At 73.1% G+C, this 17,463-nt stretch carries 15 protein-coding genes and 1 riboswitch; of the genes, 5 read left to right on the top strand and 10 right to left on the bottom strand.

The genetic code is table 11. From position 1 onward, the window contains the following. Positions 1-53 precede the first annotated feature (53 nt). The gene (locus tag ACWCHM_RS10725) at positions 54-479 is read right to left on the bottom strand and encodes a winged helix-turn-helix transcriptional regulator (RefSeq protein ID WP_204960629.1); all 426 of its coding nucleotides are present in this window, start codon (positions 477-479) and stop codon (positions 54-56) included. Positions 480-579: 100 nt separating this feature from the next. On the opposite strand from ACWCHM_RS10725, the gene ACWCHM_RS10720 reads away from it, so the two are divergent. Further along, entirely contained in the window at positions 580-1,395 is an 816-nt protein-coding gene (locus ACWCHM_RS10720) for an SDR family NAD(P)-dependent oxidoreductase (protein WP_454222295.1), read from the top strand. 9 nt (positions 1,396-1,404) lie between these two features. Here the strand turns inward: ACWCHM_RS10720 and ACWCHM_RS10715 are convergent, their stop codons facing one another. After that, positions 1,405-2,274, bottom strand: a complete 870-nt coding sequence (locus ACWCHM_RS10715) for a metallophosphoesterase family protein (RefSeq protein ID WP_454222294.1) — start codon at positions 2,272-2,274, stop codon at positions 1,405-1,407. 278 nt (positions 2,275-2,552) lie between these two features. Beyond that, a riboswitch (ZMP/ZTP riboswitch) is annotated at positions 2,553-2,642 on the top strand. Positions 2,643-2,660: 18 nt separating this feature from the next. Here ACWCHM_RS10715 and ACWCHM_RS10710 point away from each other — a divergent pair. Then, entirely contained in the window at positions 2,661-4,097 is a 1,437-nt protein-coding gene (locus ACWCHM_RS10710; protein WP_204960626.1) for a glycine hydroxymethyltransferase, read from the top strand. Positions 4,098-4,281: 184 nt separating this feature from the next. Here the strand turns inward: ACWCHM_RS10710 and ACWCHM_RS10705 are convergent, their stop codons facing one another. The 6 genes from ACWCHM_RS10705 to ACWCHM_RS10680 all read right to left on the bottom strand — a co-directional run bounded on the left by ACWCHM_RS10705 (position 4,282) and on the right by ACWCHM_RS10680 (position 10,640). Continuing rightward, entirely contained in the window at positions 4,282-4,533 is a 252-nt protein-coding gene (locus ACWCHM_RS10705; protein WP_204960625.1) for a hypothetical protein, read from the bottom strand. Positions 4,534-4,610: 77 nt separating this feature from the next. After that, positions 4,611-5,930: an aminotransferase-like domain-containing protein gene (locus ACWCHM_RS10700; RefSeq protein WP_454222293.1), complete on the bottom strand. Its 1,320-nt coding sequence runs from the start codon at positions 5,928-5,930 to the stop codon at positions 4,611-4,613. A 4-nt stretch (positions 5,931-5,934) separates the two neighbouring features. After that, positions 5,935-7,038 (bottom strand): alpha-hydroxy acid oxidase, encoded by a 1,104-nt coding sequence (locus ACWCHM_RS10695; protein ID WP_454222292.1) that lies wholly within the window; start codon positions 7,036-7,038, stop codon positions 5,935-5,937. Beyond that, positions 7,035-8,060 carry an alpha/beta hydrolase gene (locus tag ACWCHM_RS10690; protein WP_454222290.1) on the bottom strand — a complete coding sequence of 342 codons (1,026 nt, stop codon included), beginning with the start codon at positions 8,058-8,060 and terminating at the stop codon, positions 7,035-7,037. Before ACWCHM_RS10690 ends, ACWCHM_RS10695 begins: the two co-directional genes overlap by 4 nt. An 11-nt stretch (positions 8,061-8,071) precedes the next feature. Continuing rightward, complete coding sequence (locus tag ACWCHM_RS10685) at positions 8,072-9,292, bottom strand: cytochrome P450 (RefSeq protein WP_454223061.1); 1,221 nt, start codon at positions 9,290-9,292, stop codon at positions 8,072-8,074. 61 nt (positions 9,293-9,353) lie between these two features. Next, a complete protein-coding gene (locus ACWCHM_RS10680) occupies positions 9,354-10,640 on the bottom strand; it encodes an SGNH/GDSL hydrolase family protein (RefSeq protein ID WP_204960765.1) in 1,287 nt (428 codons plus the stop codon). A gap of 356 nt (positions 10,641-10,996) precedes the next feature. Between ACWCHM_RS10680 and ACWCHM_RS10675 the strand changes: the two genes are divergently transcribed. The 3 genes from ACWCHM_RS10675 (at position 10,997) to ACWCHM_RS10665 (ending at position 14,903) form a co-directional block, all read left to right on the top strand. Next, positions 10,997-12,547, top strand: a complete 1,551-nt coding sequence (locus ACWCHM_RS10675; protein WP_454222289.1) for a class I adenylate-forming enzyme family protein — start codon at positions 10,997-10,999, stop codon at positions 12,545-12,547. Positions 12,548-12,786: 239 nt separating this feature from the next. Then, entirely contained in the window at positions 12,787-13,995 is a 1,209-nt protein-coding gene (locus ACWCHM_RS10670; RefSeq protein ID WP_454223060.1) for an MFS transporter, read from the top strand. Between the two features lie 224 nt (positions 13,996-14,219). Continuing rightward, complete coding sequence (locus ACWCHM_RS10665) at positions 14,220-14,903, top strand: SGNH/GDSL hydrolase family protein (RefSeq protein WP_204960621.1); 684 nt, start codon at positions 14,220-14,222, stop codon at positions 14,901-14,903. A 230-nt stretch (positions 14,904-15,133) separates the two neighbouring features. Here the strand turns inward: ACWCHM_RS10665 and ACWCHM_RS10660 are convergent, their stop codons facing one another. Together ACWCHM_RS10660 and ACWCHM_RS10655 are read right to left on the bottom strand one after the other, a co-directional pair. Then, positions 15,134-16,492 (bottom strand): hypothetical protein, encoded by a 1,359-nt coding sequence (locus tag ACWCHM_RS10660; RefSeq protein WP_454222287.1) that lies wholly within the window; start codon positions 16,490-16,492, stop codon positions 15,134-15,136. After that, the gene (locus tag ACWCHM_RS10655; protein ID WP_454222286.1) at positions 16,492-17,463 is read right to left on the bottom strand and encodes an alpha-ketoacid dehydrogenase subunit beta; all 972 of its coding nucleotides are present in this window, start codon (positions 17,461-17,463) and stop codon (positions 16,492-16,494) included. The genes ACWCHM_RS10660 and ACWCHM_RS10655 overlap by 1 nt, the downstream gene beginning before the upstream one ends.

Genomic DNA, 17,463 nt, shown 5'->3' with positions numbered 1-17,463 from the left:
GCATGGTGGGCGCGGTCGGAAAGAAGGCCCACGGCCACCCCGCGTGGGGCCGGTCAGGATGGGCCGCTCGATGCCGCAGCGGCGGCCCGGTGCCGGCCGGCGACGAGGGCGGCCTCGTTGCTGACCGCCCAGTCGGCGAGGGCGGACAGCGGGCCGAGCAGGCTCTGCCCGAGCGGGGTGAGCCGGTATTCGACGCTGGGCGGGACGGTGGGATGGACCTCGCGCAGCACCAGGCCGGCCGCCTCCAGACCACGCAGGGTGCGGGTCAACATGCGTTGGCTGATCCCGCCGATGGCCCGGTGCAGCTCGTTGAAGCGGTACGGCTGTCGGCCCAGCAGGACCAGCACCAGCATCGACCACTTGTCGCTGAGCAGCCGCAAAAGGCCGGTGACCGGGCAGCCGTCGTACTCGTCGGCCGGAACGGGCGTCGGCAGCGCCGCGCCCACCAGGGAAGGAACATCCGTGTGCGCTGGGGACATGAAACTGCCTTCTTCCGCCGCCGTCGGCCTCCGAACAGGATTGTGCCGAGGTTGACGTCCGGTGCCGAACGGGGGCCACCGGGCGACGGGAAGGGGTGGTATGCGGGTCACCGTCATCAGCGGCGGCACCGACGGCATGGGTCGGGGCACCCTCGAAGCCCGGCTCCGACGCGGGGACGAGGTCGTCGCCATCGGCAGCAACCCCGCGAAGGGGCGGTCCGTGCAGGCGCTCTCCGACCGGGTGCACTTCCTCCGGGCGGATCTGCGCTCGGTGGCGGCGACCCGCCGGGTCATCGACGTCATCCGTGACCGATGGCCGACGGTGGACGCCCTGGTGCTGTGCGCCAACCGGCAGTCACCCCGGCGGGTGGTCACCGACGAGGGCCTGGAGCAGACCTTCGCGCTGTACTACCTGAGCCGTTACCTGCTCAGCCACGGCCTGCGCGACCAGCTCGACGCCGCCGAGCGGCCGGTGATCATCAACGTGGCAGGCGTCGGCAGCACCAGGGGTTCGATCCACTGGGACGACCTCCAACTCACCCGCAGGTACGGCATGGTGGACGCCCAGTTGCAGGCCGGCCGGGCGAACGACCTGCTCGGGGTGGACTTCGCGGCACACTCCGGCGCGCGGGCCCGGTACGTGCTCTACCACCCCGGCTTCACCCGCAGCGGCGACCTGTCGACCATGCCGGCGGCGGTCCGTGGGGTGATCCGGGCGGCGTCGGTCTTCGCCAGGCCGGTCGGAAAGTCGGTCCGCCCTGTCGTGGAGTGGATCGAGAACCCGCCGTCGGAGGCGCTGACCGCCAACGACCGGGGCCGACCCGTGCCACCGTCGACCGGGACGCTCGATCCGGCCACCGCCCGCCGTCTCGGGGCGGTGACCGGCGCGCTGCTCACCCGCCTGCACCCCGGCTGAACCGGTGGCTCACCACAGGGTCACCGGTGCGCCCGTGGGCGCGGGCAGGATCTGCCGTACCCGGCCGGGGGGCACGCTGCGCTGCCGCCACTCCCGGGGGTAGCCCACCGAGACCTCCTCGAACCGCACCCCGTCCTTCCAGGTGGTACGGGGGATGTGCAGGTGCCCGTAGACCACGGTGGTGGCGGCGAACCGACGGTGCCAGTCGGCGGTGGCCTCCGTGCCGCACCACTGGGCGAAGATCGGGTAGCGCAGCACCTCGGTCGGGTGGCGGTCCAGCGGCCAGTGGTTGACCAGCACGGTGGGCAGATCCGGGTCGCGGGCTTCCAACCGACTGGCGGTCTGCGCCAGCCGGGCTTCACACCACGCCTGCCGACTCGGGTACGGGTCGGGGTGCAGCATGAACTCGTCGGTGCAGACGATCCCGGTCCGGTACGCCTCGGCCAGCGCCGCCTCCCGGGTGTCGAAACCCGGGGGCCGCCAGCTGTAGTCGTAGAGCAGGAACAGGGGGGCGACCAGCGCCGGACCGCCGGGCCCCCGCCACACCCGGTAGTCGTCCTCGGGGGTGACCACGCCCAGTTCCCGGCACCGCCGGACCAGCAGTTCGTAACGCTCCAGCCCGCGCAGGGTCACCGGGTCGGCCGGCGGGGTCCACAGTTCGTGGTTGCCCGGCGCCCAGATGACGGTGTCGAAGCGTTCGGCGAGCGTGCCGAGCGTCCACTCGATGTCGGCGACGGTCTCCGCCACGTCACCGGCGACGATCAGCCAGTCCCGTGGCGAGGCGGGGCGTAGCGCCTCGACCAGGGCACGATTCTCCGCGTACCCGACGTGCAGGTCGCTGATCGCGACCAGACTGCCCTCGATGTCCTCCCCCAGCATCCGCCGATCGTACGCAGACGGCTCCCCGGCGTGCGGCACGCGGGAGCACCCCCGGGCCGGGGTCGGTCGGCGGAGCCGGACCCGGCCACCCTGTCCTCGCCCCTCATCGTCGCTGTGGAGCCCGGCGCGGCCACGGTCGCCGGGTCGGCCCTGCCCTCCGCGCCGACGATCCGGTCGCCCATCTCGGCACGATCGAAGAACTTCGTCCCGGTCGGGCCGGGCAATGGCCGTGACCGACGAGGTGCTCCGGAGGGTCCACCGGCCACCCGGTAGGATCGTCGACGGGCCGTGACTGGCGCGTGGGGATGGAGCACCATCGGGAAGCGGCCCCGTCATGAGGACGCACGCCGAGCGCCTGGGCCTTCCGCACGTCACCTGGAGGTCGCATGTCGCGCAACGCCGAGTCCACCGCTTTCCGCAGCGCGCTCGAGGTGATCCGGGCGGTCGAGCCCCGGGTGGCCGACGCCATCGGCGCGGAGCTGGCCGACCAGCGTGAGTCGTTGAAGCTGATCGCCAGCGAGAACTACGCCTCCCCGGCGACCCTGCTGACCATGGGAAACTGGTTCAGCGACAAGTACGCCGAGGGCACCGTCGGCCGCCGCTTCTACGCCGGCTGCCAGAACGTCGACACGGTCGAGGCGCTCGCCGCCGAGCACGCCAAGGAGCTGTTCGGGGCCGCCCACGCGTACGTGCAGCCGCACTCGGGCATCGACGCGAACCTGGTCGCGTTCTGGGCGATCCTGGCCGACCGGGTCGAGTCCCCCGCGTTGAAGAAGGCCCAGGTACGCCAGGTCAACGACCTGACCGAGGCGGACTGGTTCGCGCTGCGCCGCGAGCTGGGCAACCAGCGGATGCTGGGCATGTCGCTGGACGCCGGCGGCCACCTCACCCACGGTTTCCGGCCGAACATCTCCGGCAAGATGTTCGACCAGCGCAGCTACGGCACCGACCCGGCCACCGGCCTGATCGATTACGACCGGGTCGCCGAGGCCGCCCGAGACTTCAAGCCGCTGATCCTGGTCGCCGGCTACTCGGCGTACCCCCGGAAGGTGAACTTCCGGATCATGCGGGAGATCGCCGACTCGGTCGGCGCGACCTTCATGGTCGACATGGCGCACTTCGCCGGCCTGGTCGCCGGGAAGGTCTTCACCGGCGACTTCGACCCGGTGCCGCACGCGCACATCGTCACCACCACCACCCACAAGTCGCTGCGCGGCCCGCGCGGCGGCATGGTGCTCTGCGGCCCGGAGCTCGCCGACCAGGTCGACCGGGGCTGCCCGATGGTGCTCGGCGGCCCGCTGCCGCACGTGATGGCGGCCAAGGCCGTCGCGCTGGCCGAGGCCCGGCGGCCCGACTTCGCCGACTACGCGCAGCGGATCGTCGACAACGCGCAGGCGCTCGCCGAGGGGTTGCTGCGCCGGGGCACCACCCTGGTCACCGGCGGCACCGACAACCACCTGGTGCTGCTCGACGTCTCCGGCTACGGCCTCACCGGCCGGCAGGCCGAGCAGGCGTTGCTCGACTCGGGCATCGTCACCAACCGCAACGCCGTCCCGCAGGACCGCAACGGCGCCTGGTACACCTCCGGCATCCGGATCGGCACCCCGGCGCTGACCACCCGGGGCCTCGGCACCGCCGAGATGGACGCCACCGCCGAGCTGATCCACACCGTGCTCAGCCAGACCACGCCGGGGGCCAACGCCGACGGCACCCCGTCGAAGGCCAAGTACGTGCTCGACCCGGCGGTCGCCGACTCGGTCGGCAAGCAGGCCACCGACCTGCTCGCCGGCTTCCCCCTCTATCCCACCGTCGCCCTCGACTGACCACGCCCCGCCCCTGCCCGCCCCTCCCCCGCCAACCCGACCGAACCCCGTCCGGCGGCACGGGTGGGGCGGGTTGGCGGGGTGATCAAGAGGTTCTGGTCAGGGGCGGTCGTTCTGGTGACCGAAACCTCTTGTTCACCCGAACGACCGGGTGGCGGGGTGGCCGGGTGACAGCCGGCGGGGGTCAGCCGAGGGGGCGCTTGAGGTGGTAGCGGTGGACCTCGGTGCTGCCCTGGATGTTGTTGACGTCCTCGGCGGCGGAGACCAACTCCCAGCCCTCCCGGCCGACCCGGTTGAGGTGGGCGATCGCGGTGTCGCCGTACGCCGTGACGTCGGTGCGTGAGCCGTCCGGGCCGTACCAGACGAACGAGACGTGGAACTGGCGTCCCTGTCCCTGGTAGCGGCGGACCAACAGGGCGTACTCCCAAGCGATCATGCGTCCATTATGGCCACCGCCACGCCCGCTGCACAGCACGGGGGGTGGCGGTTCGACGACACCGGGTGGGGGTCGGCTCAGCCGGCCGGGATCGCGGCGCGGGTCAGCTCGTCGGTGATCAGCGCGGCCAGCCGGTCCAGGCCGAGGTCGATCTGCGCCGGGGTGACGGCGCTGACCGACAGCCGCAACGCGTCGACCGGACGGCCGTCGTCGTAGAAGTGCGCCATCGGGGTCCAGAGCACCCCGTACCGCTCGGCGGAACGGCGCAGCAGCGCGTCGTCCACCGGGAACGGGACGGTGACCACGACGAAGAAGCCCCCGGCCGGGGTGTTCCAACGCACCGGCGAGCCGGCCGGGAAACGCCGCCGCAGGCCGGCGAGGAGATGGTCCCGGTTGCGGGTGTACGCCTCCCGTTCCCGCCGGTTCGCGGCGACCAGCGAGCAGCCGTGTTCCAGCAGGGCCCCGCCGATCACGGCCTGGGCCAGCGGCGACGTGTTCACCGAGACCATACTCTTGATCTTGGCGAGCTGGTCGGCGAACAAGCCCACCCCGCCGCCGGCCCCACCGACCCGCTGGTCGGCCACCAGGTAGCCGATCCGCGCCCCGGGCAGCACCGTCTTGGCGAACGAGCCGAGATAGACCACCCGCCGTCGGGTGTCGAGCGCCTTGAGCGTCGGCACCCGGTCGGCGTCCCCGGCCGGGAACAGACCGTATGGATTGTCCTCGATCAGCAGCAGGTCCTCCTCGGCGGCCAGGTCCAGCAGCCGCTGCCGGTCGGCCAACCCGATGCTGGTGCCGGAGGGGTTGGCGAAGTCGGGCATCACGTAGCAGGCCCGGGGGCGCAGCCCCTCGTCCCGGGCCCGGTGCGCCTGCGCCCGCAGGTCCGCCAGGTCCACCCCGGCCGGGCCACCGGCCACCGGCCGCACCGGCAGGTCCACCAGCCGGGCCGCCCCGGTCAACCCCACGTACGTCGGGGCGACGGCGAGCAGCACGTCGGTCGGGCCGGCCCGTAACGCCCGCAGCACCAGCAGCATCGCCTCCTGGCAGCCGACGGTCACCACCACCGCCTCGTCGTCGACGTGGACGTCCTCGTCGACGGCGAGGTTACGGGCGATCAGGTGATGGATGATCCCCTTTGTCCGGCCGTACTGGAACAGGGTGCGGCGCACCTGGTCAGGGCTCTGCCCGAGGTCGTCGGCGAGGTGCCGGCGGAACCGGTCCAGCCAGCGCCCCGGCGCGTCGTCGTCGAAGAACTCCTCGTACGGCCGCCCGGCCGCCAGCGACACCGCGTCGGGCCAGTGCTGGGACACCTCGTTGAGGAAGTTCATCGAGTTCAGCGCCGGGTCGTCGACCGCCGGGTGCAGGGTCGCCAGGTCCAGGTCCACCAGATGCTCCAACGGGTCAGCCTCCGGTCAGGGTACGCAGCCGCCGGGCCTGCGCCGGGTCGGCACAGCCGGTCAGGGTCAACGCGTCGCGCAACTCCACGGCGAGCAGGTCGAGGGCGGCCCGTGCCCCGGCGCGCCCGCCGGCCGCCAGCGCCCACAGCATCGGGCGGCCCAACAGCACCCCGGTCGCACCGAGGGCGAGCGCGCGCAGCACGTCCGTGCCGGACCGTACCCCGCTGTCCAGCAGCACCTCGATCCGCTCGCCGACGGCCGCGACCACCTCGGGCAGCATGGTGGCGGTGGCCGGCGCCCCGTCGAGCTGCCGGCCGCCGTGGTTGGAGACCACCACGGCGTCCACCCCGACGTCGGCGGCGCGGACCGCGTCGCGCGGGTCGAGCACCCCCTTGACCAGCAGCGGCAACCGGGTGCGTTCCCGCAGCCAGGCCAGATCCGCCCAGGTCAGGGCGGGAGCGAAGGCGGCCTCGGTGTGCGCGGCGATGGCCGACACGCCGGGGGTGCCGGCGTGGGCCAGGTCGTCGCGGCCGGCGGGCAGGTTGGCGGCGGTCACCTCCGGCGGCAACGCGAAGCCGTTGCGCACGTCGCGCAGCCGCCGTCCGAGCACCGGCACGTCGACGGTCACCATCAACGCCGCACAGCCGGCGGCGTGCGCCCGGTCGAGCAGGTCGGCGACCAGCCCCCGGTCACGCAGCCAGTAGAGCTGGAACCAGACCGGTCCCTCGGTGGCGGCGGTGACCTGCTCGACCGGGGTGCTGCTCAACGTGCTCAACACGTAGGGCACGCCGGCCGCACCGGCCGCCGCCGCGAGCGCCGGCTCACCGTCCGGGTGCAGCAACCGCTGGTACGCCATCGGCGCGACCGCCACCGGCATCGCCTGCTCCCGGCCGAGCAGCAATGCGTCGGTGCGCGGACGTTCCACCCCGGTCAGCACCCGGGGCAGCACGGCGACCCGGTCCAGGGCGGCCCGGTTGGCGGCCAGCGTGGTCTCCACCCCGCTGCCCCCGCCGACGAAGTCCCAGACCCCGGCCGGGAGCGCCCGCCGGGCCAGCTCGGCGAAGTCGGCCAGGCTGACCGGCTGCCGGTCGACCTCCCCGACGGTCACCGCCCGCCCCCCACCGTGGTGGCGGTGACCGGGGTGTCGGCCGGCGGGGTGGGCAGCCCGAAGACCTCCCGGAGGAAGGCGGCGGCCTCGTCCTGGGCGCGTCGGCCGGCGTCGAAGACCCCGGGCATGGCGAAGAACCCGTGGATCATCCCGGGATAGCAGGTGGCCCGCACCGGCACGCCGGCCTCCCGCAGTCGTTGCGCGTACCGCTCCCCCTCGTCCCGCAGCGGGTCGTGTTCGGCGGTGACCACCAGGGCCGGCGGCAGGCCGGACAGGTCGTCGGCGAGCAGCGGCGAGGCCAGCGGATCGGCCGCGTCCGCCGGGTCGGCCAGGTAGTGCCCCCGGTACCAGTCGACGGAGTGCCTGTTGAACAGCAACGGGTCCTGCTCGTCGCCGCTGCCCCGGGCGTCGGCGTCATCCTGGTCGGTGGCGGGGCGCGGGCGGTCGGCCCGCTGGTCGGTGTTCGGATAGACCAGCAGTTGCCCGGCCAGCCGGGGGCCACCCTCGGCGCGGGCCAGCAGGGTCACCGCCGCCGCCAGGTTGCCCCCGGCGCTGTCCCCACCCACCGCCAGCCGGTCCGGGTCCACCCGCAGCTCGGCGGCGTGCTCAGCCAGCCACCGGGTGGCGGCGTGGCAGTCCAGCACGGCCGCCGGGAACGGGTGCTCCGGGGCAAGCCGGTAACCGACCGTCACCACCTGGCAGCCGGTGGCGTTGGCCAGCCGGCGGCAGATCCCGTCGGCGGTCTCCACACTGCCCAACGTCCAGCCGCCACCGAAGAAGTAGACCAGGGTGGGCAGCAGCCCGTCACCGGCCGGCCGGTGCACCCGGACCCGCAGGTCCCCGTCGGGGCCGGGGACGGTCGTGTCGCGTACCTCGTGGACCGGCTCGACGTCGCCGCCGCCGGCCCGGATCGCGGCGAGGTCGGCGGCGCGGGCCTCGGCGAGGGTCTGGGTGTACAGCGGCGGGACGCCGGCGGCGGCCCGCGCGGCCCGGTACGCCACCACCTGGGGGTCGAAGGACATGGGATCGGCTCCTATCCGCCGGTGGTGACGAAGAGCTTGTCGATGCCGCGCAGGAACAGGCTCCCGCTGTAGTCGGCCGGCTGGCTGACCGCGAGCCGGGGGAACCGCGCGAAGAGCCGGGGCAGGCCGAGCCGACCCTCCAGGCGGGACACCGCCGCGCCGAGGCAGAAGTGCGGGCCGACGCCGAAGGCCAGCGACGGGGGGCCGTCGCGGCGCGGGTCGAACCGGTCCGGCCCGGGGAAGCGGTGCGGGTCCCGGTTGGCCCCGGCGATGATCAGCAGGACGTTCTCGTCCCGGGCGACCGGCACGCCGCCCAGCACGGTGTCCCGGGGTGCGGCGCGGGCCAGGAAGTGCACCGGGCTCTGCAGCCGCAGCACCTCGTCGACGCAGCCCTGGGCCAGGGTCTCGTCGCCGGGCAGCGCGGCCACCGTGTCGGGGTGCTCCAGCAGCACCGGCAGGCCGTTGCTGAACATGTAGACGGTGGTGACGAAGCTGGCGTTGAACAGCACGATCAGGTTGCTGATCAACTCCTCCTCGGTCAGGTCGACCTCGCCGGAGTCCAGCGCCTCGACCAGCCCGGAGATCAGGTCCTCACCCGGCTGGCGGCGGCGGTGCCCGATCAGGTCCCGGTAGAGCGCCCGCAACTCCTCGGCGGCCTGGTTGGCCAGGGCCAGCCGCTGCGGGGTCTTGCCGGCCACGTCGAGGAACTCGTCGATCCAGTCGACCCGCTGCCGGTACCAGGCCAGCTCGCTCTCGGGCAGGCCGATGAACTCGGCCATCACCAACGCCGGCACCGGATAGGCGAATTCCGCGACGAAGTCGACCTCGGAGCCGTCGGAGCCGGTGTCGGCCATCCGGTCCAGCAGGGTGTCGACCACCCGGACGATCACCGGTTCCAGTGCGCCGAGCCGGCGCGGGGTGAAGGTACGGGAGAACACGCCCCGCATCCGGCCGTGGTCGGGCGGGTTGACGAACATCATCGACGACTGGAAGGTCCGCAGGATCTCCTGCTCCTCCCAGCCCGGCGGGGGTTGCTTGTACCACTCCGGATCACGCAGCACCTGGTCGACCAGGTCGTAGCCGACGGCCACGGCGCTGACCGTGCTGTGCTCCGGACGGTTCGGGATGACGCTGATCGGCCCGTGCTCGTGCAGGGCCGCGTACCACGGATAGGGGTTCTGCCGGCCGGCCTCGCTGTACAGACCGGACAGGATCTCGTCGACGTCCACGATGGTGCTTCCTCCCCAGGAAATGACCGGGGGGCGACGGGTCACCCCCGCCGCCCCACCGGTGTCACAGACCGAGCAGTCGAAGGGGTACGGCGTCCGCCAACGCCTGGTTGCCGGCGTCGTTCGGGTGGATGTGGTCACCGGCGTCGTACGCGGGCAGCAGCCGGCTCGGCTGGGCCGGGTCACGCAGCACCGCGTCGAAGTCGAGCAGCCCGTCGAACTCCGCCGCTCCCGGCCCCCGCAGCCAGGTGTTCACCGCCTGCCGGGTGGCGTCCTTCTCGGGCGTCCACACCCCCGGGTTGCCGTGCCCCTCGTACGGGGTGAGGGTGACCGCGAGGCTGCGCAGGCCGCGCGCCTTGGCCTGCTTGTTGATCTGCCGCAGCGAGGTGATGATCCGGTCGGCGGAGTCGTCGGACATCCAGATGTCGTTGATGCCGAGGTGGGTCACCAGGGTCTTCACGCCGGTCTGCGGGAAGACGTCCTCGTTGAGCCGGGCCAGCGCGTTCGGGCCCAGCTCGTAGTAGCCGGGGAAGCCGCCCGCGCCGGGCTCGGTGCCCTCGTGGTTGAGCCGGTTACCGGCCAGGCTCAGGTTGAGCACCCCGGGGGTGCGCACCTCGGGACGCGCGGCGACCAGCCGCCCGGCGAGCAGTTCCGGCCAGCGCTTGTTGGCGTTGACGGTGCTGCCGTTGGCGTCCCCGATCGAGTCGCTGAGCACCACCACCGCACCCGGGCTCGCCGGGCGCAGCACGTCGATGCCGGACAGGAACATCCAGCAGCAGTCCGGGCGGATGGTGAAGCCGGCGCCGTCGGCGGCGGTGGTCAGGTCGTTCGCCCCGATGAAGGTGGTGACCTTGGACTGGCCGTGGAACGTGACCGGCCCGGTGAGCACCGGGAAGTGCAGGGTGACGACCAGGTCCTCCTGCTCGCCGACCGCGTAGGTCAACGGGTCGCTGAGCAGTTCGGCACCCTTGTTCATGGTCGCCGAGGTGGACCCGCCGAACTTCAGCTCCCGCACGGTGCCGGGCAGGATGTCGGACCGGTCGGTCAGGGTGGCGGTGTTCGGGCGGGCGACGGTGGCGTGTCCCACCTGCACGGCCTGCTCACCGTAGAGGTTGCTCAGCCGGACCCGCAGCCGCTCGCCACCCACGGTGGTGCGCACGGTCATCCGGATGCTCTGGTTGTTCAGGCCGGTGTTCGTCAGCCCGACGGTGTTGCCGCGGGTGACCGCCGCGGCCCACGTGCCCGCCCACTGCGGCCGGGCGGCTGCCGCGGCGGTGTCCGAGTCGGACGGACCGGCGCTGGCCACCACCGCCGGGGCGCTCACGACCAGCAACGCGGCCGCGGACGCTATGACCTGCCATCTCTTCGGGGTCGACATTGAACCTCCATGTTGGGCCGCCCAGGGCCGGCGTCCATTGACGGCACCGCCCGGACGATGGTCCAGAAACCTAGCCGTGACGTCTGACAGGCGTCAATCAACCCGATAGACATGATCAATTGTCCATGGTGGGCAGCTCATCGCCGTTCGGCTCTGTCACCGGGCGAGGCCACCGGCCTAGGCTCGCTAGCGGCGGCGGTGCGCCCGCCCATGGCGCGCACCCCGTCGCGGGCCGGGCGGGGACCTGCTCGGCCGCCAACCCGGCCGGTCGCCACGGCGGGTCCCACCGGGCCGCCGGCGACCCGCCGCATCGACCTGGGGGCTGTGCGATGACCGACGGGGCCGACCGATCCACCACCTACGTGCACGACGCGCTGGAGCTGTTCGCCGGCTTCGGCGACCGGAAGGCGCTGGTCGGCGACGGCAGGCGGCTGACCTACCCGCAGGTCGCCGCCGAGGTACGCGGTCTGGCGTACGCCCTGACCGGCCACGGGGTACGCCCCGGCGCGGCGGTGCTGGTGATGCTCGGCAACGCGGTGGAGGGCCCGCTGCTCCAGCTCGCCCTGCACCTGCTCGGCTGCCGCAGCATGTGGATCGCCCCGGTCACCTCCCGGCGGGAGATCGACGAGTTCGTCCGGCTGGCCCGTCCCGACGTTTTCGTGCACCACGCGCAGGCCCCGGACGGGCTGGGCGACCAGATCGCCGCCTCGCTGTCCGGGGTGCCGGTGCTGCGGCTGGGCGTCGAGTTGACCGCCGACGCCCCGCCGGTCGAGCTGCCCGCGCGGGTGCCGACCCCGGAGTCGTTCCTACAGACCAGCGGCACCACCGGCACCCCCAAGCTGGTGCACCACCGGGAGAGCTTCTACCGGCAGGTGCTGGCCCTGGCGGCGGATTTCCGCGCCGCCGGCTTCCCGCTGCTGCGGCACCTGTCGCACTCCCCGATGTGGCTCGCCAGCGGCCAGATCACCACCCTGTTCAACCTGTTCACCGGCGGCGTGCTCTTCCTGCGCCAGCAGTGGGATCCGGCCGCGTTCATCGCCACCGTCGACGCCGAACGGCTCACCTCCACCTTCGTCACCCCGCCGATGCTCTACGAGGTGCTCGACCATCCGGCTCTGCCCGACGCGGACTTCTCCGCCATGTTCATGTTCAACGTGGGCGCCGGGCCGGCCGCGCCCGCCCGGCTGCGCCAGGCCATCGCCCGGTTCGGCCCGTGCCTGCGCATCGTGTACGGCCTCAGCGAGGCGGTGGTGATCTGCGCCCAGCCCGGCCTGACCGAGGACCCGGCCCACCCGGAGCGGTTGGGTTCCTGCGGCCGGCCGTACGGGGACGTCACGGTGGAGATCCGCGACGCCGACGGGCGGGTGCTGCCGGCCGGCACGGACGGCGAGGTGTGGGTACGCACGAAACTCAGCTTCCACGGCTACCACGGCCAGCCCGAGCTGACCGCCGAGACGCTCGTCGACGGCTGGGTACGCACCCGCGACATCGGCCACCTCGACGACGACGGGTTCCTCTACCTGGTCGACCGGTTGCAGGACCGCATCCTGACCCGGCAGCGCAGTTGGCCGATCTACTCCCGACCGATCGAGGACGTCCTGGCCGGGCATCCGCAGGTGCGCGCGGCGGCGGTGATCGGGGTGCCCGACCCGGTCGCCGGGGAACTGCCGTACGCGTACGTGGTGCGCGCGCCGGCGGCGACGGTGACCGGAGCGGAACTGATCGGTCTGGTCACCACCGAACTGAGTGACACCTGGGCGCCGGGTGCGGTGGAATTCGTCGACGCGCTGCCCCTGAACCGGTCGGCCAAGGTGGACAAGCGGGCGCTACGCGAACGGTACGCCGCCGGCGTGCCCGCCGCGGTCGGCAGCCCGTCGTGACCGCCGACGCCGACACCGGCCCGCGTACCGCCACCGACGGCGACCCGTGGCCGGCCGACGCCGGGGCTCCCGGCGGGGCATCCGGCCTGCGACCGGCCGACGGCCCGACCGGTCCCGGACCGACCCCCGGTCAGGACGACACCGGAGCGGACGGCGTCGGGGCGGATAGGGCCGGGGCGGGCGACGCCGGATCGCTCGCCGCACCGCCGGGTCCCGAGCGGCGGGCCGCCCGGCGGGAACTGGTCACCCTGGTCGCCGCCGATCTCATCTCCAACCTGGGCAGCCGGATCTCGGTGATCGCGATCCCCTGGCTGGTGCTCACCACCACCGGCAGCCCGGCCAAGATGGGCATCGTCGCGGCCGCCGAGTTCCTGCCGTACATGCTATCCAGCTCGTTGGCGACGCCGTGGGCGGACCGGTTCGGGGTACGACGTACCTCCATCACGGTGGACGCGGCGAGCGCGGCCGTGATCGCGGTGGTCGCGCTCGCCCCGTGGCTCGGTTTCGGGGCGCTCGTCGCCCTCGTCGCGGTGGCCGGCGGCCTGCGCGGCATCGGTGACCGGGTCAAGCACGTCATGTTCCGGCCGGCCGCGCAGCGGGCCGGGGTGGAGCTGATCCGGCTCACCTCCGCCTACGACGGGCTGGCGCGCGGGGTGGCGCTGTTCGGCACGGTCATCGGCGGTCTGCTCATCGACTGGGTCGGGGTGACCCGGGCGATCTGGATCGACGCGGGCACCTTCGCGGTCTGCGCACTACTGGTCGGGGTGCTGGTGCGCCCGCCCGTAAGCGACGCGCCCGTCGCGCCCCGGGAGGGCTACTTCCAGGCGTTGCGCACCGGCTTCGGCTATCTGCGCACCGACCGGGTGCTGCTGACCATGCTGGTGGTGGTCTCCGCCCTGAACATGTTCGCCGCCGCCAACACGGCCGTCTGGGTGCCGCTGTGGGTCCGCGACGAACTCGGCGACCCGGCCGGGTTCGGGCTGGTGCTCGGGGTGTTCGGCGGTGGCGCGCTGCTCGGCAACGTGGTCTTCACCATGCTCGGCCCCCGGCTGCCCCGGACCCTGGTCTTCGCGGCCGGGGCGGCGTTGAGCGGCGCGCCCCGCCTGCTGGCGCTGGCGCTGACCGACCACCTGGTGGTGGTGCTGGTGGTGACGTTCCTGTCCGGGATCGGCATCGCGGCGGTCAACCCGCTGCTCGGCGCGGCCCTCTACGAACGGGTGCCGGACGCGTTGCAGACCCGGGTGCTGGGGATCTCCGGTTCGCTGGCGTTCGTCGGGCTGCCGGTGGGAGCACTGCTCGGCGGCTGGTCGGTGACGGTGCTCGGGCTGCGGCCGGCACTGCTGGTGATGGCGGTGGTGTGCGCGGTGCTGACCGTGCTGCCGCTGTTCGCCGGGCCGCTGCGGATGGGCCGGCCGGCACCCCCGCCGGCGGCCGTCGAACCGGGCTGACGCCCGACGGGTCCACCCGGCCGCCCGCACCGCCCGACGCCGACAACCTACCCGCGACGACCGACACAACCGCCGGACCGGCCGGGACGGGCCGGGGACCAGGTGGGCCGGAGTCGGTAGACCGGGCCGGGGCCGGCGCTGGTTGGCGCACCGGGACGACCATCAGGCGATCCGGGCGGTCGGTGTGATCGACGGCACCGGTCCGGTCGGCTACATTCCCGGCCATGTCATCGATGTTGACCGAGGCCACCGATCCGTACTGCCTGCGCGAGGGGGAGAGCGCCGCGCTGCTGCGCGACCATCCGTGGCACCGGTTCGTGGTGCTCGGCGACAGCGTCGCCGAGGGCATGTGCGAGCCGGTCGAGGGGTACCCGGACGTGCAGTGGGCCGACCGGGTCGCCGCCGAACTGTCGGCGGTACGCCCCGGGATGGCGTACCTGAACCTGGGTCGGCGCGGGCTGCGGGCGCAGCAGGTGCGCGCGGGTCAGCTGGACCGGGCGTTGGCCTTCTCCCCCGACCTGGCGCTGGTGGTCTGCGGCGGTAACGACGCCTTCCGGACGGCGTTCGACCCGGACGCGGTGGACACCGAGTTGACCGCGATCGTCGGGGCGCTGCGCGACGCCGGGGTGGACGTGATCACGGTGGGCATGTTCGACGTGTCGCACAGTCCGGCGGTCCCGGCGGCGCTGCGGCCCGGCCTGGGCGCCCGGATGCGGCTGCTCTCCTCGCGTACCAGGCGGCTGGCCGACCGGTTGGGGGCGCTGCACGTGCACCTGACCGATCATCCGGCCGGCACCGATCCGTCGATGTACAGCAGCGACGGCCGGCACGGCAGCGCCCGCAGCGACGCCATCGCCGCCGCCGAAACCATCCGCCGCCTCGGCACCCACCTGGGCACCCACCCATGACCCCCCGCCCCGCCCCGCCCGGCAGTGTCGATCAAGAGGTTTACGTCAGGACATCGGCCCCGGATGACGCAAACCTCTTGATCGACGCGCAAACCTCTTGATCGACGCGGCGGGAGCAGGGGCGGAGGCGGAGCAGGGGCCGGGCTGGGCCGGGTGGAGGCACGTGGAGGCGGGGACGGAGCGGGGTGGGATGTTGGACGGGGTGGGAGCGGTAGGGACAGAGCGGGTCGTCAGTCGGTGAGCAGGATGCCGGTGAGCAGGACGCCCCGGGCCAGGTTGAGGACCTCGTCGCAGCCGGGGAAGCCGACCCGGGCCAGGGCACCGGAGCCGGTCCGCCCGAACAGGTACGGGGCGATGCTGTAGGGAACCTCGGCGGTGACCGTCTCGCCGGTCTCGATCTGGACGAAGTCCATCTCCACCCGGTCGGCGGGCCAGTAGCGCTGGAGGATGTCGCCGCCCCGGTCGAGGGCGACGCGCAGGCCCTCGGCCCAGTCCGCGTCGCTCAACTCCCGACCGATGAGCACCCCGTGGCCGGCCGAGCCGTCGGCCGGCTTGACCACCAGGTTCTCCCGGTCGGCCAGGGCCCGCTCCAGTTCGGCGGCGGTGAACGCCACGGTGTGCGGGACGTACCGGCGGATCAGGGCCTGGTCGTCGGCGGAGAGCAGGTCCAGGTCCTCGTAGAGCCAGGCGAAGTTGATTTTGTTGCCGAGCAGCCAGGCGGCGGTGCTGACGAACATCGGCAGGGTGCCTGCGGCGAGCGCGCCGGCCACCGCGTCCAGGCCGGCGCTCGGGGTGACCCGGTTGGGCACGAAGAGGCGGAACAGCGCGTCGACAGGTGCACCGCCGACGACCAGCCGCTTCGCGTCGTCCAGGGTGGCCGTGCCGACCGGGGCGATCACCAGGTCGATGCCGAACCGGCGGGCCTGGTCGACCAGCGGGGAGAGGATCTTGATGAAGTCGTCAGGGGTCTCCAGGCCGGGGTAGTCGGCGTCAAAGTCGAGCAGCAGCGCCACCCGGGCCCCGTCGGGCAGGGACAGTCCGTCGCGGATCGCCACGAACCGCTGGTCGAGCAGGGACGGCGCCGGCCGCACCGGCAGCCCGTCGAGGATGCCCTGCTCCTGGTAGAGCGCCGCGTACCGGCGGACCACCGTGTCGGCGTCGAACCCGCCGCCCAGGCTGCTGTCGATGTTGTACTCGACGATCCTCGGCACGCCGCCGGAGATCAGCACGTCGGGCCGGTACGCGGCGAGCAGGTCCTCGGACAGTTCCTCGGACTCGTCGAGCAGCCGGGTCGCCCCCGCGGGCACCCCGAGCAGCCGCTGCAACTCCCCGGCGGTGCGGGCCCGCCGCCGGCAGGCGTCCAGGATGAGCTGGGCGATCCGGTCGCAGACCTCGTTCAGCTCGCGGAACGCGTCCGCCGGCATGACCGGGGGCCGGGCCAACCGCCACTGCTTGTTGTACGTCGCACAGCCATAGAAGATCTCCCGCCAGGCGGCGGCCCCGCTGGCCACCATCGCCGTACGGGCCGGCTCCGGCAGCTCGCGCCACGCCTGACCGGGCTCGGGCCAGCGGTAGTTCGGATCGGTCATCATCTGTCCTTCATGGTCATGTGGATGGCGGCGGTGAGTTGCTCGCGGCCCGGCTGCACGGCCCGGTCGAGCACCGGCGCGAAGGGCAGCACCGCTCCGTCCGGCCGGGTGACCCGGCGCGGCGGCGCGACCAGCGGCACCCGTTCCAGCACCGAGGTGATGATCTCGGCAGCGATGCCGCAGGACCGGTTGGAGTCGTCGACGACCACCAGCCGGCCGGTGCGGGACACCGAGTCGAGCAGGCCGTCGAGGTCGAACGGGTAGATCGTGCGCGGGTCGAACACCTCCACCGACACCTGGTCGGCGAGTTCCTCGGCGACGGCGAGCGCGTCGTGCACCAGGTGCCCGATGGCGACCACGGTGACGTCGTCGCCGGCCCGGCGGACCATCCCGCGCCCGAGCGGCACCGGCGCGAGGGTGGCGAAGTCGACGTCGTCGCGGACCTCCATCGCGGCGGCCGGGGCGAAGACCACCACCGGGTCGTCGTGCCGGATCGCCGACGCCAGCAGCCCGTACGCGTCGGCCGGGGTGGCCGGCACCACGGTGACGATCCCGACGTGGGCGAACAGCGAATACGGGTGGTCGGAGTGCTGCCCCGCCCAGCCGGTGCGGGAACCGGAGCCGGGCACCAGGTAGGTGACCGGCACCGCGCACTGCCCACCGGTCATCATCGGGAACTTGTGCGCGTGGTTGACGATCTGCTCGAACACCAGGAACAGCAGCGACGGGATCTGGAACTCCACCACCGGCCGCAGCCCGGCCAGCGCCGCCCCGGTGGCGAAACTGGTGAACGCCTGCTCCGACAGCGGGGTGTCCAGCACCCGGTCCGGCCCGAACCGTTTGAGCAGGCCCGGGGTGACGTTGGCCGCGCCCACCCGGATGTCCTCGCCGAGCAGGAACACCGCCTCGTCCCGGGTCATCTCGTCGGTGAGCGCCCGGGTCAGCGCCTTGCGGTACGACAGCCGTGGCAT

It is taken from the genome of Micromonospora sp. SCSIO 07396, from assembly GCF_053667945.1.
Note: the sequence above shows the minus strand (reverse complement) of the source record. Positions and strands in the feature narration are given on the sequence as shown.